Genomic DNA, 26,233 nt, shown 5'->3' with positions numbered 1-26,233 from the left:
TTTTTTGCTCTTAAACCCTCTTATCACGCATTAACGGAGCGGGCAGCAATAGCCTCGCTTCGGGAGTAGAAGAGAAAACGGGAAACTCACTAAGACTAAGTAAGAGATAACTGTCTGTAAAGCCTGACAGAAAAGAAGGTTGGGACACAACTAATTAGATAATCTGTAAAGACGAATAATCTCTAACTTTAGCTTTAAAATAAAGGCTAGTTTCGCAATCTTGGTTACTTGTGTTTTTACATATAGTCAAGTGTAAAAACTATTCGTTCCATTCCACTTCTTTTTTAAAGGTTTTTATCTAAAACCATTTAAAAAAATAGAAAAAATTAATTATTTAGGCTGCGGGTAATAACAACAAACTTTACTGAAACCACCCTTTTAAAAGTTTAAAAACGAACAATTATATGTAATTACCATATAATTGTTCGTTTTTATTTTCAACTGGAATACTTATGTCCCAGCTTTACTTCCCCTATAGGACTCAGGCTACAAACAGTGAAGGATATGGAAAATCTTCATTGATTGAAGTTTCCCTTTATCACTGCATGAATTTAAAGCTTAAATTTGCTGACTATATGTGTCAAATCCTCCGCCATTTGTGCCAGTGCTTCTGCAGAAGCGTTAATTTCTTGCATAGAAGCAAGCTGCTCTTCTGTCGATGCCGCAGATTCCTCCGTACTGATGGCTTGTTGTTTGGATAAGGAGACAATTTCTTTTGCTGATGTGTCTACTTCTTTTACACGGCTTGTTATATGAGAAATTGTTTGGGTTACTTCCATTAATTTTGGAGTAACTTTTTTGGTGCTTTCCACTATTTCAGAGAAAGCTAATGCTGATTTTTCGGAAAGTACGGCTCCATTTTCCACTGTTTTCATCGCCTCTTGAAGAGTGTTAACTGATTCTATTGTCTCTTTTTGAATGGCCTGAATTAAATTGGCAATGCTTTTGGTAGAGGTTTGCGATTGTTCTGCTAATTTTCGAACCTCTTCTGCCACAATGGAGAATCCTTTGCCATGTTCACCAGCTCGTGCTGCCTCAATAGCTGCATTTAGGGCCAGCAAATTTGTTTGTTCAGCAATGTTGCCAATTAACGTTACAATATTTTCAATTTCTTTTGAACGATTAGACAAAGAGGTAATAACAGCATTAGTCCGTTCAACAGATTCTTTGATAAATTGCATTTGAGTCAAACTATTTTCAACAGAAGCAGCTCCTTCTACTGCCTTTTCTGTTGCTGTTTGTGAAAGTTTAGAGACAACTTCCGCTTCCTCAGCAATCTTTAATACATGATCAAAAATAAATGCAATATTTTGAGAGTTATCCACCAGGCTTGAAGAAGTGAACTCATTTCCACTTGCGATTTGTTGAATGGAAGATGCGATTGTTTCTGCAGCTTTGTTTGATTGTTCCGCACTTGCATTTAATTGTTCTGCACTTGCTGCAACATGGTCAGAGCTTACAGAAATATTTGTGACCATATGCACCAAATTATTTTTCATTTGATCAAATGATTGATTTAAATCATATAATTCATCTTTTTGTTTTATTTTAATAGGCTCGATCTTTAGATTTCCTTCCGCTACTTCTTTTGTTGCATTTTTAAGTTTGTTTAATGTGTTTGTTAGAAACAGTGATTGGGAGATTCCAATCAGGAGCGCAAGAATAGTAGTTGCAGCACTTAAAGCTATCATAGTTATCATACGTGTTTCTGCTTCTTGTGTTGCTTTAGCTATTTCAGGTTCTACTAATTCCTTTTTAAGCCATAAACTTAGAGAAGCAGCTTTTTCTGTTAACTCGTTGGCAATCGGGACAAGCTGCTGCAATCCATCATTTATTGCTTTCTCTTTATTTCCCTGTGCAGAATTCATAATGGAATTTGCCTTTTGTCCGTATTCTTTATTTAATTCTCCTATTTCTGTTAGGCTTTTTTTTATTTCATCTATTTGGGCCAATTTCTGCCCTTCCGAAACAAGGTTTTCTATCTTGGAATTTGCACTGTTTAGGCGATTTTTATACAGAGGTTCATTATAAAGCAAATAGCCTCTATAATAGCCAGACTGCAAAGCCGCATTTGTTTGAATTTCATCTGTGACTATTCGTAACTCTGAAACAGTATTAATAATATATAGATAAGATTTTTCCGTTTTTTTTGCACTTAAAGAAGAATAGACCGCAGCAAGACTAAAAAAGAGAGAAATAAGTAGAAAACTCCCAATTAATTTTTGTTTAATACTAAAGTTCATTTATTTTCACTACTCCTATATTGTTTTCTATGTATAAATCTCAGAATTTGCCTTCATGGCATAATACATATATCGGTAATAAAAGTTCCCATTTAATACTTTGTATAAAAACAGAATTTTCTCTTTAACAAGTGAACAAAAAATCCTTCTCTCATTAGAACGTTTTAGACCCTCATCTCGAGATTGGATTATGTGAAAAACTTGCTGATTTAAGCTGCACTTTATTAGGATGCAAATGGAATGAACTATTTAAATTATGGGTATATACAAAATAGATAGAAGAAAAGAGGTGCAGCTTTATATGATAAAACCAGATATAACAATTTTCTATTTTGAAAAAAATGGCTATATACCGAATAATCCAACTTTACCAGTTTTGCATTATAAACAGGTATTTCAAAATAATGAAGATAAAATGGAAATGATTATAACGTCTAATAATTGGAAAAACACTTGGATTAATGGAATTTATGATTTTCACCATTATCACAGCAATGCTCATGAAGTTCTTGGCATCTTAAAAGGATCGGGTTTATTGTTGATTGGTGGAGAATCTGGCACAAAAGTTATTGTAAATAGTGGAGATATATTGGTGCTTCCAGCAGGAACAGGACATAAAAAACTATCTGCTTCCATTGATTTTCAAGTAATTGGCGCATATCCAGATGGGCAGGAATTTAATCTTAAGCAAAATACAAAAGAAGATATTGAAGGAACTGGAGAGGAAATTAAAAAAGCACTTCTTCCGACTAAGGATCCAGTCTACGGAGAACATGGCCCACTTGTGAAATTATGGAATAAAAAAATGAGCAATTTGTAAATGCAGTTAAGGCAGAAGGGGGGGAATTCCCCCAAAAAGGCTTTACTTATATACAAAATTTAGGTAATGTTAAGGTAGTAAAAATATATTGGTAAAGGTGGGCCCTGGGATTATGGCTTATAAAGAAATTGTTGAAAAATGGACAAGCTTTGCAGATTTAGAACCAAATTTAAAAGCACAATTAGCAGAACTGCAGCAATCTGAAAAATTGGTTGAAGACAGCTTTTATAAGCATCTTGAATTTGGCACTGGCGGTATGCGTGGAGAGCTGGGACCTGGCATTAACCGAATGAATATCTATACAGTGCGTAAAGCTGCTGAGGGTCTAGGAAAGTACATAGTGGAACAAGGAGAAGAAGCAATGAATCGCGGTGTTGCGGTTGCATATGATTCTCGTCATCAATCACCTGAATTCGCTTTGGAAGTTGCGAAAGTGGTTGGGAAATTAGGAGTAAAATCTTATGTGTTTGAAGAATTGCGTCCGACTCCATTATTATCTTTTGCTGTTCGCCATTTAAATACATTTGCGGGAGTAGTCATTACAGCAAGTCATAATCCTCCTGAATATAACGGTTTTAAAGCATATGGAGAAGATGGTGGTCAATTGCCTCCGGAAGCTGCCGATATTATTATTCGTTATGTAAACGCTGTAGAGAATGAATTGACTATAGAAGTGCTGGAAGAAAAAGAGCTATTAGAAAAAGGTCTATTAACATATATTGGGAAAGATGTGGATTCAGCTTATATTGAAGAGCTAAAAAGCATTCAATTAAATAGCGATTTAGATAGTGTAAAAGATTTGAAGATTGTTTTCACACCCTTGCATGGAACAGCAAATCAGCCAGTTCGTGCTGGCTTAAAAGCATTTGGTTTTGAAAATGTAACAGTTGTAAAAGAGCAAGAGCTTCCAGATGCTAACTTCTCAACGGTTAAATCGCCAAATCCAGAGGAACATGCTGCTTTTGAAATTGCAATTGGTTATGGTAAAGAAATAGATGCAGATATTCTTCTTGGAACAGATCCAGATGCAGATCGTTTAGGGGTTGCAGTCAAAGATCTAAATGGAGAATATACCGTATTAACAGGAAACCAATTAGGCGCATTAATGCTTGAGTACCTATTGTTGCAAAAACAGGAAAAAGGGATTTTGCCGGAAAATGGTATAGTTATTAAAACGATTGTTACATCTGAAATTGGCAGAACCATCGCCAAAGCATATGGCATCCCAACACTTGATACATTAACAGGCTTCAAATTTATTGGAGAGAAAATTAAAGAGTTTGAACAAACAGGCGAGCATACTTTCCTATTTGGCTATGAAGAAAGCTATGGCTATTTAATCGGCGATTTTGTGCGTGATAAAGATGCCGTTCAGTCTGCAATTTTTGCTGCAGAAGTAGCAGCATACTATAAATCAAAAGGCATGACATTATATGAAGGATTGGTAGAAATCTTCGAAAAATATGGTTTCTATCAAGAAGGTTTAGAATCTCTGACTCTTAAAGGAAAAGATGGAGCAGAACAAATTGCATATATTATGGATACATTCCGCAATCAGCCGATTGAAGAAGTAAATGGTTTGAAAGTAGCAGCTGTAGAAGACTATTTAACAAGCAAAAAATTAGCAGGTTTAACAGAAACATTAATTGATCTTCCAAAATCTAATGTTATTAAATATTATTTAGAGGACGGTTCATGGTTCTGCCTTCGTCCATCTGGAACAGAACCAAAAGCTAAGTTTTATTTCAGCGTTACCAGCCCTTCATTAAAAGAGAGCCAGTCAAAATTAGCGGCTCTTAAAGAAGGCGTAATGGTTCAGGTGAATAAAGTGATTGAAGGATACAATAACTAAAAAATAAAGTGAAATTAACAGTCAGTGGGAGGGGTTCATCCCCACTGGCTTTTTAGTTGGAGTTTATAAGTTATAAGGTCACACAGACATTGCCATTATGATGGGACCTTACGCCCGTTAATGGGAGATAAAAGCAGTGTCAAAAGGAATATCCCAATAAATACTATAATTTATAAAATGGATGGAAATATGCAAATAGATGATATGAATGTTATAAATTAGTATGGGGCTGCCTAATAAGTCCTAAAATAAAAACAGGGGAAGAAAAACAATTTGTTTTTCTTCCCCTGTTTTTATTTTCTATTTATTTTACAAGAAAGGACGGTGTTTTTGTATTTAATTTGAAAAAAAGTTAGGTAATGTTTAGGATGGGTTTTTGCAATTTGTTGATTGGAAAGCGAACGCCTGGAGTGGAAATCAACAGGATAGTTTACCAGCCCCTTTTATTTTTTAAAAATTTTTATGAAAAATTACAAAAATAAGGATAAATACCCTAAAATTTGTAATTTTATAAAGGGAAACAGGGTTAAAAGCTAAAAATTTACTTAGGCCAAAAATAAAAATTCTATTTATTTTAAAGCGAATTTTTATTTTTGGCTATTTTTCATAGGAGAATCTTTTTAGTATGATGTAGTTAATCAGCGAAAGAAAGGAGGATGCTAATGATTAATCAAGTTACTTTGGTAGGAAGGTTAACTCGTGATCCAGAGCTAAAAGTGACACAAGAAGGAACATCTGTTACAAATGTAACGCTGGCAGTTACCCGCAATTATCGAAATCAAGGGGGAGAATATGATGCTGATTTTGTGCAATGCACTTTTTGGAAAAAAACAGCGGAAAATACGGTGCATTATTGCCGAAAAGGTTCGTTAATTGGCATAATGGGCAGAATTCAAACCCGTCATTATGATAATCAAGAGGGGAAAAGGGTTTATGTCACAGAAGTAATTGCTGAATATGTAAAGTTTTTAGAACCAAAAAAACTACAGCAAACCATCCCATAAGGAGTGAGCGAAAGTGAAAGCTGCAACCCAAAGCAGTGATTTACTTGCTGCATTAATAGCCATGCAAGGAAAAACTAATGAAAGAATGGAGGAGCATCAAACGAGAATAACGCAGTTAGAGCAAATTATCCTATCGGAAATACTTCCACATTTATCTTCTTTGTAGCCCGCATACCTATTATTTCATATGATTATGATAAATCCTTCCTGTTTAAATATCATTTAAACAAGTATTCCTCAGTATAAAAAATCAAATGACTACTTCTCTAACCTCATTTTTACAGTGTCTAAACAGGCACTGTTTTTTTATTGTTAATAGTTCAAATGCAATAAAAATCTTTTGTTTTGCTGCTCGCCTTGTTAGATGCTTTTTTCTTAAAACTAGTAACTCTGCTTTTCTCCAGAATTCTCATCTCGAAAAACCAACGTTTTCAATAAGCCAAAAAGTCAGCAAAATGGTTGATGGCTGCACGTTAGAACTAGAAAATATGAAGTGTTTTGCGTGAATAGCTTAAAAATACTGAAAATTAATGGTATTGTTATAATAAAATAATAAAGTTTTAGCCAACTATTATTCCATAAAAAATATTTTGAAGTATTGAAATATAAAAATGCGAGGGAGAGGGAGAAAAGAGGAGAGACACTTATTAAGTCCATAAACTAATTATGTGGCAAAAGAGAATGGAAAGGATTCTAGAGAGATGAGGTATTTGAAAGGTTCAATTATACATATTGGAAGTATTGTATTTATTTTTATTCTGGCTGCATTTCCATATGCTTTTTATCAAACAGGTGAAAATGTTTCTTTTAAGCCGTCTATGTTTTTGTCAGTAATGAAAGAATTTTTTATTGGGCTATTTTCGGGAGATTCTTTTTATTATGCACAAGGTGATCGAACAAGATTTATTCTGTCAGATATGGGGAATGCCTTTTTAGAGTCGTTTCTTTATTTATTTGCAGCAGGTTTGGTTGTTTTAATTTTAGCTTTTATTTTAGGTATATGGTTATGGAGAGGGAGCGAAAGATTTTTAAATAAGGTCATTGGCTTTTTAGGTATTTTGCCAGATTTTGTTCTTATTTTATTGATGCAATTACTTGTTACGTTTATTTATCAATCAACTGGGATAAAAACGGTTAAGGTCGCTTCCTTTAGCAGTGATGACCCTGCTGTATTATTGCCTTTGCTGTCATTGATTATTATTCCTCTTCTTTATGTAATAAAAACGTTAAATGAAGAAACAAAAGATGTGTTGACTCAAGATTATATTCTCACTGGCGTTGCCAAAGGATTAAATAGAAAACAAATTTATCTTTATCATGTAACAACAAATGTGACTCCTTTTTTCAAAGCAGATTTGCATAAGATTCTTTCTATTATGATAAGCAATCTATTTATTGTGGAATATTTATTTAATATACGTGGAATGACATCCATGTTATTTTTGACGCAAACAACATTTGGCTATCAATATAATTTAGTTATCTTTTGCTTATTGGGGCTATTTTTTCTTTATCTGGCAATTTTTTTATTATTTACTGGAGTTATCCATCTAGTAGAAAGGGTAATAGAGCATGTATAAGAATATTAATTATAAATTGTGGTTAGGTATTACTTTATTGGCATTTTTTATTTTTATTAGTTTTTTTGGTTCCTACCTTGCTCCATATCCAAAAGATTATCAAGTGAAAGTCAGTTATGGAGAATCCTTGATTGTACCGCCTCTTCCTCCATCTAAAGAGCATCCTTTTGGAACAGATAAATGGGGCTATGATCTTTTATCCCTTTTGCTGCATGGCGCTAAATATACAGTGTTTACGGTTATGATTGTCGCAGCGATAAGAATTATAATAGGAAGCATATTTGGCATTATTCGTGGTTTAAATGGGAGGCCATTTGCGCCGAAAAAGAAAAAAGTCACTATATTTAATAGTATTCCTCCTGTTGTGATTATTTATTTTATTATGATTGGCGTTGCGATAAATCCTAATTTATTGCCCATTTCTTTAGCAGTAATTCAAGCATTTTTAATGATTATATTAGGAATATCTGGAGTGCATGATGTGATATATGCAAAAACAAGTGAAGTAAAACAAAGTTTATATGTAATGGCCTCAGAAACATTGGGAGGAACTAAATGGCATATTATGAAAAAGCATATCTTGCCAATATTAAAAGGGAATTTATCCATTTTATTTATGAATGAAACGATTCAAGTGCTTCATCTTATTGGACAATTAGGCATTTTTCATATTTTTTTTGGAGGAACAATTTTTCAGCCGGATTTTAAGATTTACTTATCTATCACACATGAATGGGCTGGGTTAATTGGACAAGCTCGTTCCTTTTTCAGCCATTCCCAATGGATCGTAGCATTTCCCCTTTTAGCGTATGTCCTTTTATTGCTATCCTTCTATCTTTTATCCGCAGGAGTTACAGAACAAGGCAGAAAAAAGATGAGGAAAAATATGTACCTATAAGAGTGGTAAAAAGGCAAGAGTTTTCCATTACTCTTGCTTTTTTATCACGCATTAACGGGCTTTTGTCCCCCCTTAAGGGATTGTAAGAGAAAACGAGAAATCTAGGTGGGTAGAACCTTGCCCATAAAAGCCTGATTGGTTCAACTAACAGTCAGTGTGGGATGAAGAACCTCCCCACTAATTGAAGTTTCACTTTATGATGTTTCCTAAAAAAGGCTTTGTTCGTTGCTGTTTATAGAATATATTTAACTTTAGCCGGAAATTTTTGATATGATAATAAAGGAATTTAAATTATTGATCGCTATTAAGGAGGAGTTTAAGGGTGGACTTTTATGCCCGAATTATAAGAGGATTAAAAGAGATAAATACTGTTTCTTATGAACTGCAGACAGCGGAAAAGATGACTGGATTATTAAAAAAAATAATTTATCTGTTTTTAATCGCAACGATAGTTTTTGCAATAAGCTCCTTGTTGGGGATAGGAAATGAAATGATTTCAAAAGAATTAGAAGAATATAACAGTAGTGATTTTGAATTGAACAAGCTGCTTTTTGCTTCTGGACAAGTTATATGGGGATGGGTGTTTTTTTCGCTGCATCTTTTTTTAGTAGCTTTATATTTTTACGTTTTTTCAGATGTTGACTACCATAAGTTGCTTTATATACAAGTTTTAGCAATGACCATACTTTTAATTGAAAAGGTATTGATTATTCCTGTGCAAATATATTTTGGCCTTACTCCATTATCCTCGATTTTTTCCCTAGGGATAATTGCACAAACAATTACTGATAAAAAACTAGTGCACTATTTTTTTGCAGAAATCAGTTTATTTAAAATATGGATGATTTATATCCAATATAAGTATTTAACTATTATATCAGGAAAAAGTCGACGTTATATTATTATGATTGTATTAGTAATCTATATTATTTTTCTTATTATTTCTGCATTAACCGCCTATTGGCATTTGGAAAATTTAGTATAGGGAGGGCGGGAGAATGAAGGGGAGAAAATTTTTACTGGTTTTTGCAATTGCTCTATTTCTTGGAGTCAATATTATCTTGCTGCAGAAAAAAGAACATCATTTTGATCAGACTACTTTTGTTTCTTCGTGGACGAAAGCAGCTGAAAGGGATTTAATCAAAACCATGCAGAAACAGGGCATCAGCCTCCCAGCAGACAGACAGGCTGTTTATTATGATAGCACGAAAGGCAATTTTGCTGGATTTTTAGTGCAAAAGGGGGAATATGTGGAACAAGACACCCCGTTGCTTTCCTATACAAACAGTAAATTGCAAGAATCAATTAGCTCCCTTCAATTGGAAGTGGAGCGCTTAGAGAAAGAAGAAGGCAGTCTAGAAACACAAATTAATCAACTATACAGCATACAACAGAGTTTGCTTTATTCTGAGGAAAACAGCAATGTCTCTGTTTCCACTTCTATTGAAAAGGATATAGCGGAGAAAGAACAGGAATTGGCAAAAACAACTGCCATGTTAGAGAAGAATCAGGCATTAATGCAATTAAATGAAGAAAAATCCGGGGAAGAAGCAGAACTCAGTACAATATCTGGATATGTTGAATCCATTCAAGAAGACTTAAAGAATCCAATTATTACGATTGTCTCAAGTGATCAAAAGGTAGAAGGTTTGTTAAAGGAAAAGGAAAGAAATAAATTGGCAGAAGGCATGGAAGTAACCTTAAAGGATCAAAACAAAAGAATACTGACAGGAACAGTTGTAAGCATATCAGCACTTCCAAAAGGAAAAACGACATTAAATAGTGAAAGTTATTATCCATTTACGATAAATATAAATGAACAATCAGAAGAACTAATAGCAGGTACTCATTATGATATGGAAATTATTACAGAGAAAATAGAGAATGCTATTACGGTTCCTAAAAAGAGCGTAAAGGTAAAAAAGGATAGCCAGTATGTTTATACAATTGAAAAGGGCCTATTGAACAAAAAAGCAGTTAACGCAGGAGCGATAATCGGCGGATTCCAGCAAATCGAAGAAGGATTAGATGAGAAAGAAGTGGTTATCCTGCCTACTATCAACAATAAAATGTATGGCAATGCCTTTATAACACCTATCAAAGTAAAACAGTGGTCCCATATAAGTACAGAAAATAGAAGAAAAAAAGATATGTTTCGTTATATGCTAAAAGGATTTTTATAAATAGAAACCCATGTCTTTTACTGATTATCATCGGAACCAGCCAAGCTTTTGCGAGAAAGGTTCTGCCTGTTAAATAGAAGTGAAAGGCAGCAAAAAGACAGCGGCATTATTAAAACATGCCGCTGCTGCTTATCATTTTATTTGATTTTTATACGAAATCAGACGGTTTGAAAATTCAGTCTTTTTAGACAGCTGTTTATTTTTTAGACTCTAAAAATTCGTATATTTGTGTGGGGGTTAACCCTAATTCTTTGGCCTCTAAGATTAGCTTCAACCATTCTAAATCTAATTCCTCTATAGGGTTTGGCTCAGTGGGAAACAAATTTATCAAGGTAATAAACCTCCTTATATTATATAAGGTGGCCCAGCCATCATAGTAATAAAATTACCTTAGATCTGAGGCTTTGCGTCCCATTTTTTCAAATGGTTTGCCTTTATCTTGGATAATTTGAATAAATTTCGCTTGAACTTTATGTAACTAAGAATAATACAGATTTTGATATAATTTTATCATGTTATTTATTATATTAATACAGTAACTGTAACTAAAGTTTCGACAAAATTCAACAATGAGATCGGGGAAAAAGGGACAAATTGTAGGAAGTATTTTTTTTTTATATAATGTAAGCTACAGATAAAGTGAAACTTCAATCAGTGGGGGTTTTCTCCATCCCCACTGATTGTTAGTTGAACCAATCGGGCCTTTACGGACAGTGATCCCCCACTTAGATTTCATCGTCCCTTAGGTGGGGGTCAAAAGCCTGTCAGTGCCGGATAAATGATTAATAGGAGACACTATTTATGATAGAAAAAAGATGGTTAGGAAATATAGAAGTAAATGTTATGAGCCAGCATGAAGCCTTACAAGCTGTTTCAGAAAAACTGCAAAAAAAAGAAAAAACAGATGTCTTTTTTTTAAATGACCATTGCTATAATCTAGCTCAACAAGATAAGGAATATAAAAAAATAATAAATAACAGTGATTTATTATTAAATGATGGTATTGGAGTAGAAATTGGAGCGAAAATTTATGGATTTCAGTTTAAAGAAAATATGAACGGGACTGATTTTATTCCAGCTTTGTTTGAGCATTTAAATAAAATAAAAGAGCAGAAGTTCCGCATCTTTTTATTAGGGGCAAAACCAGGAATTGCAAAAGCTGCATTAGACCGGTTAGGGGCACAATATAGATACTTAGAATTTGTTGGAGAACAGCATGGCTATTATGACCATAATAAATCTGGCGATGTAATAGATACAATTAATCAGCGCCAAACAGATTTATTATTAGTTGGATTTGGCATGCCATTGCAGGAAAAGTGGATTGCAGAAAATCGCAGTCAATTGAATTGCACGGTTACACTTGCGGTAGGAGCATTTATTGATTTTTCGTCTGGTACGGTTAATCGTGCTCCAAGCATATTTAGAAAGCTCCGTTTAGAATGGCTGTACCGTATGGCAAAGGAGCCGAAAAGATTGTGGAAGCGCAATTTAGTCGGCCATTTTCTATTTTTTTATTATATGTTTAAGCAAAGGCTAAGTAAAAAAAGCAAAAAGCATAATAAGGGTGCTTAGTGATGCTGCTATAAAAAACAAGAAAGTATAAATATTGCACTTTCTTGTTTTTTTGAATAGAGATAACCTTTATAGCTGAATGTAAAAAATAGAAGAGGTATCACTTTATAAAGCGATACTTGAAGTAGTGGAAGCTACTGTCCCCTAATAAGGATAAAAACGCTATAATTTTTTGTTTTATGTTAAAATACATATATTAGGAAAAGAACAGCTATAAAAATAGTAAGTTTGTAAAGGAGCAGCAATATGATATTAGTAGTAGGCGGCGCAGGATATATTGGAAGCCATTTAGTAAAAGAATTGGTTGAAAAAGAAGAAGTGGTTGTTTTAGATAATTTAACAACTGGACATGAGGAAGCAATCGATTCTCGTGCCATCTTTGTAAAAGGGGACTTAGGAAAAGAAGAGGATCTAGAGCCTATTTTTTCTAAATATCCAATAAAAGCAGTAATGCATTTTGCGGCATTTAGTTTGGTTGGAGAATCTGTTCAAGATCCATATAAGTATTATGAAAATAATGTGGCCAACACGCTGACATTATTAAAGATGATGCTAAAACATAAAGTGAAAAATTTTATTTTTTCTTCTACAGCAGCTACATATGGAATACCAGAAGATGAAATGATTTCAGAAGGTTCAAAAACAGCTCCCATTAATCCATATGGGAAATCAAAATTAATGATCGAGCAAATACTTGCAGACTTCCATCAAGCATATGGATTAAATTATGTAGTATTGCGTTATTTTAATGCAGCTGGTGCGCATGAATCCGGAGAAATTGGAGAAAACCATGATCCAGAAACTCATTTGATTCCAATTATATTACAGCATCTATTAGGAACTCGTGAAGCTATCTCTGTATTTGGTACAGATTATCCAACAGAAGATGGTACATGCATCCGTGATTATATTCATGTAACTGATTTGGCAGCAGCTCATATTAAAGCGTTAGAAGCATTGCTAGATGGCAGCAAAAAAGCAGAAACATATAATTTAGGAAATGGTGTAGGCTATTCTGTTAAAGAAGTAATTGAAACTTGTGAAAGAATTACCGAAAAAAGCGCAAATGTTATCTATGCAGATAGACGTGCAGGTGACCCGGCAAGACTGATTGCTTCTTCTAATAAAATTTATGAAGAGCTAGGCTGGAAAGCAGAGCGTGACTTAGAAACAATTATTGCTAGCGCATGGAATTGGCACAAACAGTAAAGGTAAAACAAAGCGGAGAGATACACTGTATTTCTTCGTTTTTTAATATAAAAAGCAGTATAAGAATGATAACAAAGATGAAAGAAAGGAATAAGCCAATGAAAATAACCAGAATACATCATATTGCTATTATTTGCAGCGACTATGAAAAATCAAAAGTATTTTATGTTGATATTTTAGGTTTTTTGCCATTATTAGAAGTATATCGGGAAGAAAGAAAGTCTTATAAACTCGACCTTCAAGTAAATGATGCCTATCAAATTGAACTTTTCTCATTCCCCAATCCAAAAGAAAGGCCGAGTTATCCAGAGGCGGCAGGTTTGCGTCATATAGCTTTTGAGGTAGAAAACGTCAAGGAAACGATTGAATATTTAAAGGAACATCATATAGAGGTAGAGCCTCTTCGAATCGATCCATATACAAATAAACAATTTACTTTTTTCGCTGATCCAGATGGTTTGCCTATTGAAATCTATGAAATGTAAGATCCGTGAACCAGAAACAAGTGTAGGCAATTTAGTTTGTTTTTCCTTTATATTGGGATAAACTGCTGACTGCCTGCAAAATAAATTGTTTGTCTTGAGAACTTAATAATTTCCAGCTTCCAGCTTTAATTTTCATTTTATTCTTCATCCTTTCTATGTTTTTATTTGGTTCTTTTAAAAATATCGTGTATAGAAAATTTTAGTTTCTTAAAAAATTAGATGTATTTAGCTTATACCGCATTTTGTATAAGAAAAAACCACAAAAATATCAACAAAACATGACAGAATATTTCCCGAGAAATGTCGGAGAAGGGATAATATTTCCTTAATATAGGGGGATTTAGGGGAAATAAGCATAAAACGAGCCGTTTTTTATTCCTAGTAAAGGAAATAATACGGCTCGTTTTTTTAGACATTATCAATAATTAATTGGTCCACTACACGTTCTGTTGAATTGCCATCCAGATCTTCAAAGAAATAATCGACAAATGGTTCGATTTTTTCCATTTTAAAGTCTTCTTTTTGGATAATGCTTAACATTTGTTCTGTTGTTTTTGCTAAAGGACCTGGAATAAACGAATGATAATCGTAATAGAAATCTCTTGTGCGAACATATTCTTCGACATCAAATGCAAAGAAAATCATTGGTTTATTTAATAGAGCATATTCAAAACATACGGAAGAGTAGTCCGTAATTAAGATGTCTGTAATAAATAATAAGTCATTGATTTCCCGGTAAGAGGAGAAATCATAGTAGAAATCACTATATTGATATGGTATGCTGAATTCATTTTTTACAAAAGGATGAATTTTGAATAAGAAAACATACTCATCTTTCAACTCATGATAAAGTTTTTCTAAGTTTAACACTTCCATTGGATAATGGGCAGATTGTTGTCCATTTCCGCGGAAAGTCGGTGCAAACATGATTACCTTTTTTCCTTTTAAGAAAGGATATTCTTCATAAAGATTTTTTCGAACATTTTCTTGATACTCTTTATTAAAAAATACATCTGTTCTAGGAATACCAGTTGGAACTACTTTATCTACATCGATTCCAAATCCTTCTGCATAATGTTTTGCTACATTATGGGAACTGACAATTGCTTTTGTATAGTTGCGATGATTTTTAGACTTTGGCGAAGGACCCCCTGGACGCCCTAAGCGGCTGAATCCAAATGTTTTGAATGCTCCGACAGCATGCCATAATTGAATTAGCTCTGCTCCCGGTCTTATTTTTAAAGGATAAATCATCGGATAAAAGTCATCTAATAAAATATATTTTGCTGTTGCTAGATGATAGGCTAAAGTAAATATTTCTTTATAGCTTTTTTTCTCATCTACACCTTTTTTCAATAATAGATGGTAATCATAATCTAAGTCTCTTTTCAATAATTCATCAAAGACAAATTGAAAATTCCCGCTCAGTTCACTGCGGCTATCAGATGCAAAGATAATTTTTTTCTCTTTTAACGGAAACATCTTACATAACTTATAGGTTAGAGAGAAACAATATTTATGGACAAGGCGATAAAATACTCCTCGCTGTTTTTCATCTGCATCAAGCCCCATTACAGTAGGATCCATATCCTTTAACTTAGAAGATGTAATTTTTAACGTTTTTAATGGAAGATCATAAGTTGCAAGTAAATTATATTTCATTTCTTTGCGTGCCGTGTAATATTCCATTTTTGCAGAGTGAAATCCATTATCTAGAAAATGCTCAATATTACCTAATGGGAAGGACTTTTTATATAGTTTATCTCCAAGTACATGAACATCTAATTCCAAAAATAATCGATAGCTTTCCTCTGGCAATGGACGATTATGGGAAGTGATCGTAGCAAAATTGACTTTTGATTTAAAGCCAGCCCAACTGTATTCCTCGCTGATTTTATCAGATGTATTAATATCCTTTATTAATACATCTTGTAGAGGGATAGAAACTTTTAAGCTATTGGAGCTAATTAAAACTAAACGTTTTTTCACTAAGTCCTCATTTTTCATAGGGATATTTTCAAGATAAAAATAGCCTTCTATCTCTAAAATAGGGCCATTCCAAGTTAAATGGGTTATTTTGCGATGTGGAATATATTCTTCTATTTTTCCTGCTAATTCATTAAGAATCGGCAGGGATTCATTAATTTTATCCTTATTAATAATGATTCTGTCTTTTTGAATTTCTAAAGGTTTATCGATACTGTACTCTAAATCATTATTAACAATATTGCTTGAAGCAGAACTTCTCCGCTTTCTAAGTTTTCGAACAATCCTTTTTAACATAAATTGATCTCCTTTAATTTATCCACATAATAATAATTCAATTTTTATTACTATAATAAGCTCTAATGATGTTTAATTTATTGAGTGTCTACCTAAATCAAAATTTTCCATATTAATAAGAGCCAGGAATACGTTGATTTAATAAATGGGAAACAATTCGTTCCGAAGCTTTTCCATCTGTATACTCAAAAAATCTTTTTTGAAAAGCGGTTATTTCAGCAAGGTTATAATCGGCCAATTCTAACCATCTGCTTAACTCTTCTGTATTAGTAAAAATTGGTCCAGGTACAAATTTTTCATAATCATAATAAAAATCACGTTCCTCTACATATTCTGCCAAATCATGCGCAAAAAAAGCAGCAGGTTTATTTAGGAGGCTATAATCAAAAATAATCGATGAATAATCTGTTATAAGTACATCGGCCAATATCAGCATTTCTTGGATATTAAATTCTTCTGTAATATGTATCACAAAGTCCGCTGCAGCTTCATCTATCTGAAAGGAAGAGGACATATATGGATGAAGGTGGACAAGAAACACTGTATCTTTAGCAAGAGAATCTTTTAACAGCTTAAAATCAATGGGGGAGATAAAGCCATCTTGCTGATGGCTTTTTCCCCGGAATGTTGGCGCATATAAAATCAATCTTTTGTTTGCTGCTGCAGGAAATAAATCAGTCAGCTTTTTTAAAAGAATTTCCTTATTTGTAGATTCAAAAAAATAGTCTGTTCTCGGCACACCAAGAGGATAAATATTTTCCGCATTCATATCAAATGCTTCTGCATAAAAGGGAGTGACTTCGGAAGAGCTAACATATACTCTTGAATAATTGGAATGTATCTTCACTATTTGTAAATACTCTTGGCTTGGAGCAAAAGATTTGCCGAGTGTGCTCATGCCAAACTTTTTAAAAGCACCGCATGCATGCCAAAGCTGAATAATTTCTGTCCCTTGTCGAGGGTGAATAACATATACAGAAAAGTGATAATCATCAATAATAAAATATTTCGATGTAGCTAAATGGTAACTATCCTTTAATATGTGAAAGAAATAGGCGAATTTTCCTTTAATGGAATTGTCTATTTTATAAAAGGATTCAATATATTGATAATCTGGTTCTCTTTTGTTAAATTCTTTCCAAACATAATAAAGGTTGCCATCCATTTTTTTAGAACGAGATGATGCAAAAGTCACCTTTTTTTCATCCACTTTAAAAAATAAACAAAAAATAGAGTATGCCATCTTGATTATATATTTCGAAAAAAGTGTAGGTAGTAATTTTATTGCTTTCAAAAATACCCTACCTTTCTTAATTGAGTTTCTTCATGTAATTAAATTTTCCACTCCATAATGGTTTTCCCCCAGGAAGAGGTAAGATCCTTTTCAAAAGCTTCAATGATTGTCTGAATAGAGCTGACCGTTTGGACTTCGCCGATTAATGTTGTAAAATAATCGACTACATCAGGATAGTCTTTATAAAACGCAACTGTATTTTCAAAATCAGCTCGTCCGCTTCTGCTGCTTCCAATCATCGTAATCCCTTTTTCAAGAAGCATTCTTGTGTTTACTTCTACTGGATATTCTGAAACGCCTAAAATAGAAATAGATCCTTCTGGCACAAGGACATCAATGCTTTGATCAATAGCGTACTGGCTTCCCAGGCCGCCCACACATTCAAATGCATGATCAATCGTGACATGTTCCGGTATTTCATCGATTTGATAGCTTTCATCAACAAATGAAAAACGATCCATTTTATATTTGGTTTTGCCAAATGAGATGACTTTGCTGCCAGGATATTTTTTCTTTAGCAATAGGCACATAATAAAGCCAAGGTTTCCATCTCCCCAGACGCCAAATGTATTGCGGCGTTTATGGGATCTTGACTCAAATCTTGTTAAAGAGTGCATTGCAATGGTTATCAGCTCGGTAAACGCTGCAACATGAGGATTCATATCTTCTGGAATTTCTACAAGACGGTCACGATTTAGAAAAACATAATCTTGCATAAATCCATCATATCCACTGGAGCGGAATTTACTTGTTCTTAAATAGTTTTCCCCAATAAATTCATCTTCTTCTGTAGGGATGTTAGGCACCATTACAACTTTTGTTCCAGAAGCAAATTCTCCTTTCGGATCATATACGACTTTGCCGATTCCTTCATGAATCAATGCCATGGGCAATTTTTTTGCAAGCACTTCTTTGCCTCTTGATCCCGTATAATAACGCTGATCTGCATTGCATATAGATAAGTGAGTGGGCCTTATTACAACCATATTTGTCTGTAAGGAAAAATCTTGATAAGTAACTTCAAATTGTCTTGGGGAAACAAGTCGATATACTTGATTAATCATGGTTTATCTTCTCCTGGATAATGGCATTTGCTACTTTTAAGTCAAATGGCGTCGTTACTTTAATATTAAATACTTCTCCAGTAACTAATTTGACTTTTTCTCCTTTTAGAACGCAAATTTTACAAGCATCTGATAATACTGCTTTCTGTTCATCTGATAGAGAATAAAAATGGCCTTTCAGCATTTTGATATTAAATGTTTGTGGAGTCTGGCCTTGATACATGAAATCACGAACTGGGATATGAGAAATAGATTCTCCATCTTCTGATTCTACGATTGTATCAATCGCTGAGATAACCGTATCGACAGCTCCGTATTTTAAGCCGAAATCAATATTTTCCTCAATAATGCGATGGGTGATAAAAGGACGAACGGAATCATGTGTGACGATAATATCCTCATCAACCAGACCATAAGTATCTTCTATATAAGTTACTCCGTTCATAATGCTTCCATTTCTATCTTCTCCACCTTCAATTACGACTAAACGTTCATTAGCCCCAATGAATTTATGGATAATATCATTTGTATAATTAATCCATTCTTTTGGGGAAGCGATAATTATTTTGGAAAAACGGTCATTTAATAAGAATTTTTCTATTGTATGAATAATAATTGGTTTATCATTTAATGAAAGGAACTGTTTTGGCATGCTGACATTGCCCATTCTTGTTCCTTTGCCGCCTGCTAATATTTGTGCATAAATCATTTTAATTTCTCCTTTTGTGCATTCATTATATTAATAAATATTTAACTTTTCCTTTATACAAATCAAACTAAATATACACTTCTTTTATAGTCATTTCAACTAAATTAGAGGATGTATTGTAAACGTAATACTGGAATCAAACATTAGAAATAGTTGCCTTGCGAAATTAGGAGAATGGTCACTATTAATAAGGGTGCAAATAATGCTTTAAGCCTTTGTGTTCCTATTATATAGGACGTTTTTTCAGCAGAAAGGTTTCTTTTTTATTAAGATCTTTTGTTATGGCTGTTTTCGCAAAGTTTGTTGCTTTTGAATGAGCAGGTTGATTTCTGCTCCAGAATGCTCGCTTTCCGCGGGGCGAGCGATGAGCTGCTGCGTCGTTTCACTCCTGCAGGGTCTCGTCTGTCTCGCATCTTCCGCTCCAATCAACCTGTTTAACAACAGGGTTCAGTCATAAAACTTATAAAAAACAACAATCTTTTAGAAAACAGTTTTTGTTATAAAAGAAGGTGAAGGGAAAAGCTCCCTTCACCTGTTATTTTACTTCTAAATGGTCTTTTAATTCATTCTGGATTTTTGTTTTTTCGGCATCAGATACTACAAGGTACCAAATTTTATTGATTGTTTGGCCTGTTCCAGTAATGGTCATTTGATCAATATTGCCAGCTGCGTCTTTATAGTTTTTTTGTATATCAACCATTTCGTCAAATGTTAAGTTTGTTTTAATGTTTTTGCTTAATGCAGAGAATATATCATTGAAGTTTGTTAAAGAGTTGAGGCTGGCTCCTTCTTTTAATACAGCCTGTATAATCATGCGCTGTCTTAATTGGCGGCCAAAGTCGCCTCTAGGATCTTGTTTTCTCATGCGTGAGAATTTAAGTGCATCTTCACCATCTAAAGTGATTGAGCCTTTTGCGAAATGAACACCTTCATACGTAAAGTCTAAATCATTATTTACGGTTACTCCGCCCACAGCGTCTACGATATCTTTAAAACCTTCCATATTAATTTGCATATAATAATCAATTGGAATGTCCAAGAAGTTCTCTACTGTATCCATAGACATAGCAACACCGCCAAATGCATATGCATGGTTGATTTTATCTGTTGTGCCATGGCCGACAATTTCTGTGCGAGTGTCCCTTGGAATACTCAACATTTTAACTGATTTCTTTTCTGGATTAACTGTTAATACGATCATCGTATCAGAACGGCCACTATCACCCTCACGCTCATCTACACCAAGCATTAATACAGAAAATGGCTCTTTTTTGCTTAAACTTAATGAATTTTCACGTTTATTTGTCTCACGCTCAACCGGCTGATGCATCGTATCTACAGCATTGGTAAGTGAATTCCAAACGGTGAAGGCATATGCGCCAATACCGATAATTAAAAGCAAAAGTACTATTCCAGTGACACGAAGCCATGTTCTTTTTTTTCGTTTTGGTTTATCTGAACTCATACTTATAAAAACCTCCATATCTTGACAAAAAATGATAAAACTAATATAAAGAATAGCAGAAATTGCAAAGATTTCATATGGTTTTTCTAGAAGAGATAGTAAAATATAAACTATTAAAAGAAACTATAGGTTTATTTATCATATAGTTTCTTTTAAAAGAGCAATTTCATTCATAAATAAAAAATTTCAAGAGCTATAAATAAAATAGCGGAGCATTTTTAAGGATAGGGAAAGGACTATACAATGAAAAAAATTGTAATTGCAATAGCGCCAGTCATCTTCATATTAGTTACCATTTTCGCTTTTTCATCTCAGCCATACAAAGATCAGGACATTACCCCATGGCTTGCTTCACTCAATCAATCTGCACTATTAAATAAACTGCTTTCGTGGATATCATTTTCCTATGCCGGTAAAGAAATTAGTGTATCAGCATTAGGCGTGGCTCATTTTATCGAATTTTTTATTCGAAAGGCATCCCATCTTACTGTATTTTTCCTTTTGGCGTTTTTTACAATAAGAGCATTAGCTCATTTTTTAGTCAATAAGAAGCGGATGGCCATGATCAGTTTTGTAATCGTTATTTGCTACGCAGCATTAGACGAATTTCATCAAAGTTTTACAAGTGGCAGAACGCCATTGTGGGAGGATGTTGTAGTGGACAGCATTGGTGGAATATTCGGGATAATATGGTATTTGAAGTGGAATAATAAATTTTGATGAATATGATTAAGGACATTTTTTTAGAGGATGCGAATGGGTTTTTGCTGTATTTTTATTCAAATAGATGATGTATGTATGTGAAGTTTAATAAATATTTAGTCCATTAATAGCAGGAAAACAAAAGAGAAACTTGTTTCCAGTGATGGGGAAAAATAGCTATTTTCATTAATCCGCTAATAGGAATTGTTGTATTTGCATTGTAATAGATTGTAAAAACATTATAATTATATTATTAAGCTAGGCAGTCTAGTAAAGGTGATTAAAAAGAGGAACGGGAGATGAAATGGTGCAGGGAAGAAATAAAAAAAGGATAACAATTGATCAAGTCTCATGGGATGGAAATGTACTGATTTTTACGCTTCCTAGTTCTGGGCAAGATAGAGATAGCTCTTACCATGTAGTATTAAAGAATCGTAAAAAACAAAATACAATTAAATTAAATGCAAAAATAAAACAAAAAAAAGATAATTTTGTTTTTAAAATTGATTTAAATCAATTAAGTCAAATGGGAAGCGGACGTTGGGACTTTTATTTGGAGTCTAAACAAGGAAAGGTGCAACAACGGATTGGATTATATAATGCTCCGGTTGCTTCAGAAAAAATAAGATATTTATCTCCTATATTAACTAATACAAGAGCGGACAGCATGATACCATATTTAACTGAAAGAAACGGTCTATCCATCCATTCTGGCAATTTATTTTTTTTGGAAGAGAAAAGTTTTAATATAGTTAATTATACACAGAAAGTAAAAGAAATTAGGGAAAGCAAACCTAAAGTTTATCTCCATTTAAAAAATAAGATTCCTTTCAGCTTCGGTAAAACGATTCATTTATATATGAAGAACAAAGGAGAGGTTTGTTCTATCCCATTTATGCTAGACAGCAGCCGAAAAATGATTATTATAAACAAAAAAGATTTGGCAATGCTAAATAAAAATAAAAAATGGAATGTATATTTAGAAGGATATAAAGGAAAAAATCTAGAAAGAAGTCGATTAAATATACAGTTAGAGAATAAGGAAAATAAATTTGTCTTTTCTCTAAAAAAGAAAATTATTCAAGAAAATAATTTGAATAAAAAATTTAAAGGGCAATTACATGCGGAAAACTATAAGCTAGAAGGCAACAATATTAAATTTCAAATTAACGCAATGGAGCTAGAACTTGCTAAGAAAGCAACTTTTTTCCTAAAGAAAAGAAAAAGCAGTGAAAAGTTAAATCTGCAAATTAATAGCATTGTAAATAATGGGAAAGAGGAAATCAGCATTCCTATATCACAATTAGATGTTTTAGCTGATATTTCTGGAAGATGGGATTTATCGGTAAAGATACAATATGATTTTTATACGGAAGAGAAAAGGATAGGTTTATATAATACAACGATTAATTCCGAAATAGGGAAAATTATTGGATATAAACCAATAGTTAGTCAAGGAAATGGGGTTTCTCCTTATTTGACAAAGGATCATGAACTCTCTTTTTATTTTTGTACAGAAGAGCAATATATAAATTCTAAGTATCCTGCAATGTCAGATTTATCTTCTTTACAAATAGAAAAAGGAGTACTTAGGCTGACTGCAACCGTTAAAATGAAAGAAACCGATAATTTTGTAGTGAAAGGGATTGCTCTAAGACTGAGACAGGATAAATCTAGGGTAATATTAGCCCCTAAAGAACAAGAAGTTTCTGTTAGTCCTAATGTAAGCAAATTTACAGTGCATATAAATTTAGAGGATTTAATATTAGAACAATTTTATTGGGATTTTTATGCTGTAGTTGATGTGTCGAATGGAGAACAAAGGTTTATACGTCTTCATAATCATAAAGTAACCATTAAACAAAAGTTAAAACATCGGATGATCAAGTATAGTATAGTAAATAAAGAAAATTATATGATTTATCCTTATATTACAATTAATAATTGTTTAAGTATTACTTATAGACAAATGGGCGAATATGAATCTCTTAAATATAAGATCAATGAGTATACAGCCTTTATTTTATATCACCTTTTATTTATTTATTTTCAGTGGAAGCCTGTTTGGCTAATACATGAAAAATATTCAGAGACGGCACAAGACAATAGTTTTTATTTCTTTAAATATTGCTACGAAAATCATAAGGAAAAGAATATCTATTATGTAATCAAAAAGGGGTCCCCAGACGAGAAAAATTTAGAACCCTATAAAAAAAATGTCGTTTATTTTATGAGCACAAAGCATCTAATTTTACTATTGGCATCAAAGCTGATAATTTCTTCGGAATCAAAAGGTCATGGTTATGCTTGGAGAGTTTCGACAGGAGTTATACGTCAGTATGTGGATAGAAAGAAATTTGTATTTTTGCAACATGGAGTATTAGGTTTAAAGCGTGTAGATAATACCTTTAAAGCTGGTTCTGCAACTGGTGCAGATATGTTTGTAGTCTCATCTGATTTCGAGAAAAAAATAGTGGAAACTTACTTTGATTATAAGGAAGAGGACATTATTGTTACTGGGTTGGCTAGATGGGATGTTGTTCAAAATAAAATAAAAGATACAGATCAGAAAGAGATTTTGTTGATGCCAACATGGAGAAATTGGCTAGAAGAAGTAGATGATGAGCAATTTATATCATCAGAATACTATCAGCAATACAATGCAATTTTACAATCTGAAGATCTTTATAGAGTGTTAAAAGAACAAAATATTATCTTGAACTTCTATGTGCATCCAAAGTTTATGCCATATGTTTCAAACTTTACAAAATCGTTTGACAACATTAGAATATATCAGTTTGGCGAGGCTCGTATAAATGATTTATTAATGAGATCTAGCTTATTAATAACAGACTATTCAAGTGTGGCATGGGAAATGTATTATCAGAAAAAGCCTACATTATTTTTCCACTTCGATTTAGAGAAATATATGGAAAATCAGGGAAGCTATATGGATCTTAAGAAGGATATATTCGGTGAAGTAGCGTATACTGCACCTGAGTTAATTGGAAAATTAAACATGTTTATTAATAATTCTTTCCAAGAAAAAGAGGAATATAGTTCAATTAGAGGGAATTATTTTAAATATATCGATCAAAATAATAGTGAACGTATCTTTAAACAAATCAGCCTGAAAGAAAAAGAAATCACTGCTCCTGAAAGCTTTGAAGCGAAAGTAAAAAGAAATTTATTACTCAGAGCTATGTGGAGAAAATATAATGAAAGGCCGCTCGTGCGCCAATTGGGAAAGCGGTTGTTAAATATACTAAATTAAAAAAAGAAGGGAACCTTTCTAAGTCTAATGACTTTAGGAAGGTTCCCTTCTTTCATTAATTGCCTAAGATAGTAAGTTGTGTTGCTGAATTTTGATAAAGATTATTTTTCATAATAATTTGTTCGAGGGGATTTTTGCTTTTAGTTATTAAAATAGAAGAGTTCTCTATATTATAGAATTTATTAGAAGTTACATGAAAGTTGTCGATAGCTAATTCTCCAGACTCTTTATTCCCCGTTTCAAGGTAATAAACTCCATTGCCCTCTATTTGGATTCCGACATAACAATCAATCATTTTATTTCCTTTAATTATTACATCGCTCCAGTTATAAGCTTTAATAGCAGCAAGCGAAAGCCCTTCAAAAGTATTGTTGATTATTCTGATAGTGGAATGAGGATGATTATGCAAAGCTGAGTGACTGCCAATTCCCACTCCCCATGGTTTCATTGTTTTTACATGGGAATTACCGAAATAGTTGTTTTGAATTAAAATATTTTTAGTGACAGTAGAGTCTACGTCCCCAAATCTTCTGAAGGCTTTAGAAGAAATCATCCCATCAATTTGTATTGCTTCCACATAGTTATTTTTATTAGAAATATTAAATCCTAAGAATTTGCTGTCTTGAATAATAATATTTTTATTGCCGGCACAATCAATAGCATGTCCACCAGAAATATTTTTTAAGACAACATTTTGTATAATAATATTTTTACCGTGGGCAAATCCAAAAATGGAAGGTGTCCAAACTGATGGATCAGCTCCTTCTGCATCCCATATTCCGCCATCTACAACAATATTAGAATTTCCATTATATTCTTGATAAGAATCATGAAAATCCCCATTAATTAGCATAATCTCGTGATGGTTTGTTGCTTTTTTTAATACGGTATTATTTGAGAAATGAAGCCAAGTATTACTATAAATATGTAAGCTTTGCGTTAGTTTGTATTGCCCCGGAGGAACTATAATTTTAATTGGTTTTGTTGAATTTTTCGCCTCATTTAAAGCATTTTGAATTATGATTGTTGGATCAGCATTAGGATAAAAGGTTAGCTCCATTATTTTATAATCCTTATCTAAAAGCTCCAGGACTTTAGCATCAAAGGGTTTATTATTTTTTTGCACAAGGGGTTTAGAAGTATTAATAATAGGATGAACTAATGGTATTATTAATATCAATATTATAGTTATTAGTAATAAAAGTAATAGTTTAAATTTAGTCAATTATATTCATTCCTTTTAGATAAAAGTGTAATTAAGAACTTTTGCGGAAAGCACTTAAATACAAAGTATATGGTAAAGCCTCTGTTTTTTTAAGAGGAATTTGTATTATATCTATTCTAAATAGAATAAGATTTTTATTATTTCTTTTCTGATTAATAAAAATAATAGTATCTCTATTTATGTTCCTTTTTTAAAATGGTATACTGCAGCATAATTTGTGATTATAATAATAGGGTTAATTCTAAAATAACCTGATTAGATAAGGAATAGATGTAAGTTCTTGGATTTTCCGAAATTATCAAATTAATTATTTTACTAAAATAATTAATTTGATAATTTCTAGATTAAGGATTTAAAAAATGGTTCTT

General features: G+C 32.9%; 21 protein-coding genes and 1 riboswitch. Of the genes, 13 read left to right on the top strand and 8 right to left on the bottom strand.

Features of this window, described 5'->3' with window-relative positions; all coding sequences use genetic code 11:
- Nucleotides 1-551: 551 nt before the first annotated feature.
- The gene (locus NCCP28_RS14085) at nucleotides 552-2,243 is read right to left on the bottom strand and encodes a methyl-accepting chemotaxis protein (protein ID WP_248562036.1); all 1,692 of its coding nucleotides are present in this window, start codon (nucleotides 2,241-2,243) and stop codon (nucleotides 552-554) included.
- Between the two features lie 301 nt (nucleotides 2,244-2,544).
- On the opposite strand from NCCP28_RS14085, the gene NCCP28_RS14080 reads away from it, so the two are divergent.
- From NCCP28_RS14080 to NCCP28_RS14045, 8 genes are all read left to right on the top strand, one after another.
- Nucleotides 2,545-3,063 (top strand): cupin domain-containing protein, encoded by a 519-nt coding sequence (locus tag NCCP28_RS14080; protein ID WP_248562035.1) that lies wholly within the window; start codon nucleotides 2,545-2,547, stop codon nucleotides 3,061-3,063.
- Between the two features lie 112 nt (nucleotides 3,064-3,175).
- Complete coding sequence (locus NCCP28_RS14075) at nucleotides 3,176-4,915, top strand: phospho-sugar mutase (protein ID WP_248562034.1); 1,740 nt, start codon at nucleotides 3,176-3,178, stop codon at nucleotides 4,913-4,915.
- 662 nt (nucleotides 4,916-5,577) lie between these two features.
- Nucleotides 5,578-5,919 (top strand): single-stranded DNA-binding protein, encoded by a 342-nt coding sequence (gene ssb, locus NCCP28_RS14070; RefSeq protein ID WP_248562033.1) that lies wholly within the window; start codon nucleotides 5,578-5,580, stop codon nucleotides 5,917-5,919.
- A 13-nt stretch (nucleotides 5,920-5,932) separates the two neighbouring features.
- Nucleotides 5,933-6,085 (top strand): hypothetical protein, encoded by a 153-nt coding sequence (locus NCCP28_RS14065; RefSeq protein WP_248562032.1) that lies wholly within the window; start codon nucleotides 5,933-5,935, stop codon nucleotides 6,083-6,085.
- A gap of 535 nt (nucleotides 6,086-6,620) precedes the next feature.
- Complete coding sequence (locus NCCP28_RS14060; RefSeq protein WP_248562031.1) at nucleotides 6,621-7,499, top strand: ABC transporter permease subunit; 879 nt, start codon at nucleotides 6,621-6,623, stop codon at nucleotides 7,497-7,499.
- Entirely contained in the window at nucleotides 7,492-8,397 is a 906-nt protein-coding gene (locus NCCP28_RS14055; protein WP_248562030.1) for a peptide ABC transporter permease, read from the top strand. The genes NCCP28_RS14060 and NCCP28_RS14055 overlap by 8 nt, the downstream gene beginning before the upstream one ends.
- Before the next feature lie 322 nt (nucleotides 8,398-8,719).
- Nucleotides 8,720-9,382, top strand: coding sequence for a hypothetical protein (locus NCCP28_RS14050; protein WP_248562029.1), 663 nt, complete (start codon nucleotides 8,720-8,722; stop codon nucleotides 9,380-9,382).
- Between the two features lie 13 nt (nucleotides 9,383-9,395).
- Complete coding sequence (locus tag NCCP28_RS14045) at nucleotides 9,396-10,580, top strand: efflux RND transporter periplasmic adaptor subunit (protein WP_248562028.1); 1,185 nt, start codon at nucleotides 9,396-9,398, stop codon at nucleotides 10,578-10,580.
- Nucleotides 10,581-10,776: 196 nt separating this feature from the next.
- Here the strand turns inward: NCCP28_RS14045 and NCCP28_RS14040 are convergent, their stop codons facing one another.
- The gene (locus NCCP28_RS14040) at nucleotides 10,777-10,911 is read right to left on the bottom strand and encodes an anti-repressor SinI family protein (RefSeq protein ID WP_309296632.1); all 135 of its coding nucleotides are present in this window, start codon (nucleotides 10,909-10,911) and stop codon (nucleotides 10,777-10,779) included.
- Nucleotides 10,912-10,935: 24 nt separating this feature from the next.
- Nucleotides 10,936-11,023: riboswitch (cyclic di-GMP riboswitch) on the bottom strand.
- A gap of 358 nt (nucleotides 11,024-11,381) precedes the next feature.
- On the opposite strand from NCCP28_RS14040, the gene NCCP28_RS14035 reads away from it, so the two are divergent.
- From NCCP28_RS14035 to gloA2, 3 genes are all read left to right on the top strand, one after another.
- Nucleotides 11,382-12,155, top strand: coding sequence for a WecB/TagA/CpsF family glycosyltransferase (locus NCCP28_RS14035; protein WP_248562027.1), 774 nt, complete (start codon nucleotides 11,382-11,384; stop codon nucleotides 12,153-12,155).
- A gap of 246 nt (nucleotides 12,156-12,401) precedes the next feature.
- The gene (gene galE, locus NCCP28_RS14030; RefSeq protein ID WP_248562026.1) at nucleotides 12,402-13,364 is read left to right on the top strand and encodes a UDP-glucose 4-epimerase GalE; all 963 of its coding nucleotides are present in this window, start codon (nucleotides 12,402-12,404) and stop codon (nucleotides 13,362-13,364) included.
- A gap of 98 nt (nucleotides 13,365-13,462) precedes the next feature.
- The gene (gloA2, locus tag NCCP28_RS14025) at nucleotides 13,463-13,849 is read left to right on the top strand and encodes an SMU1112c/YaeR family gloxylase I-like metalloprotein (protein WP_248562025.1); all 387 of its coding nucleotides are present in this window, start codon (nucleotides 13,463-13,465) and stop codon (nucleotides 13,847-13,849) included.
- 408 nt (nucleotides 13,850-14,257) lie between these two features.
- Here the strand turns inward: gloA2 and NCCP28_RS14020 are convergent, their stop codons facing one another.
- The 5 genes from NCCP28_RS14020 to tagU form a co-directional block, all read right to left on the bottom strand.
- On the bottom strand, nucleotides 14,258-16,132 hold the full coding sequence (locus NCCP28_RS14020; protein WP_248562024.1) for a CDP-glycerol glycerophosphotransferase family protein: 1,875 nt from the start codon (nucleotides 16,130-16,132) through the stop codon (nucleotides 14,258-14,260).
- 112 nt (nucleotides 16,133-16,244) lie between these two features.
- Complete coding sequence (locus tag NCCP28_RS14015) at nucleotides 16,245-17,375, bottom strand: CDP-glycerol glycerophosphotransferase family protein (protein WP_282579577.1); 1,131 nt, start codon at nucleotides 17,373-17,375, stop codon at nucleotides 16,245-16,247.
- Between the two features lie 89 nt (nucleotides 17,376-17,464).
- Nucleotides 17,465-18,490 carry a ribitol-5-phosphate dehydrogenase gene (locus tag NCCP28_RS14010; protein WP_248562022.1) on the bottom strand — a complete coding sequence of 342 codons (1,026 nt, stop codon included), beginning with the start codon at nucleotides 18,488-18,490 and terminating at the stop codon, nucleotides 17,465-17,467.
- Nucleotides 18,483-19,199, bottom strand: coding sequence for an IspD/TarI family cytidylyltransferase (locus NCCP28_RS14005; protein ID WP_248562021.1), 717 nt, complete (start codon nucleotides 19,197-19,199; stop codon nucleotides 18,483-18,485). The genes NCCP28_RS14010 and NCCP28_RS14005 overlap by 8 nt, the downstream gene beginning before the upstream one ends.
- Nucleotides 19,200-19,734: 535 nt before the next feature.
- A complete protein-coding gene (tagU, locus tag NCCP28_RS14000; protein WP_248562020.1) occupies nucleotides 19,735-20,664 on the bottom strand; it encodes a polyisoprenyl-teichoic acid--peptidoglycan teichoic acid transferase TagU in 930 nt (309 codons plus the stop codon).
- A gap of 243 nt (nucleotides 20,665-20,907) precedes the next feature.
- Between tagU and NCCP28_RS13995 the strand changes: the two genes are divergently transcribed.
- Together NCCP28_RS13995 and NCCP28_RS13990 are read left to right on the top strand one after the other, a co-directional pair.
- Nucleotides 20,908-21,384 (top strand): VanZ family protein, encoded by a 477-nt coding sequence (locus NCCP28_RS13995; protein ID WP_248562019.1) that lies wholly within the window; start codon nucleotides 20,908-20,910, stop codon nucleotides 21,382-21,384.
- A 286-nt stretch (nucleotides 21,385-21,670) separates the two neighbouring features.
- Nucleotides 21,671-24,640 carry a CDP-glycerol glycerophosphotransferase family protein gene (locus NCCP28_RS13990; RefSeq protein ID WP_248562018.1) on the top strand — a complete coding sequence of 990 codons (2,970 nt, stop codon included), beginning with the start codon at nucleotides 21,671-21,673 and terminating at the stop codon, nucleotides 24,638-24,640.
- Nucleotides 24,641-24,695: 55 nt separating this feature from the next.
- On the opposite strand, the gene NCCP28_RS13985 is transcribed toward NCCP28_RS13990, so the two are convergent.
- Nucleotides 24,696-25,865: a glycoside hydrolase family 55 protein gene (locus NCCP28_RS13985; protein WP_248562017.1), complete on the bottom strand. Its 1,170-nt coding sequence runs from the start codon at nucleotides 25,863-25,865 to the stop codon at nucleotides 24,696-24,698.
- Nucleotides 25,866-26,233 lie beyond the last annotated feature (368 nt).

It is taken from the genome of Niallia sp. NCCP-28 (assembly GCF_023168165.1).
GTDB lineage: Bacteria > Bacillota > Bacilli > Bacillales > Cytobacillaceae > Niallia.
Note: the sequence above shows the minus strand (reverse complement) of the source record. Positions and strands in the feature narration are given on the sequence as shown.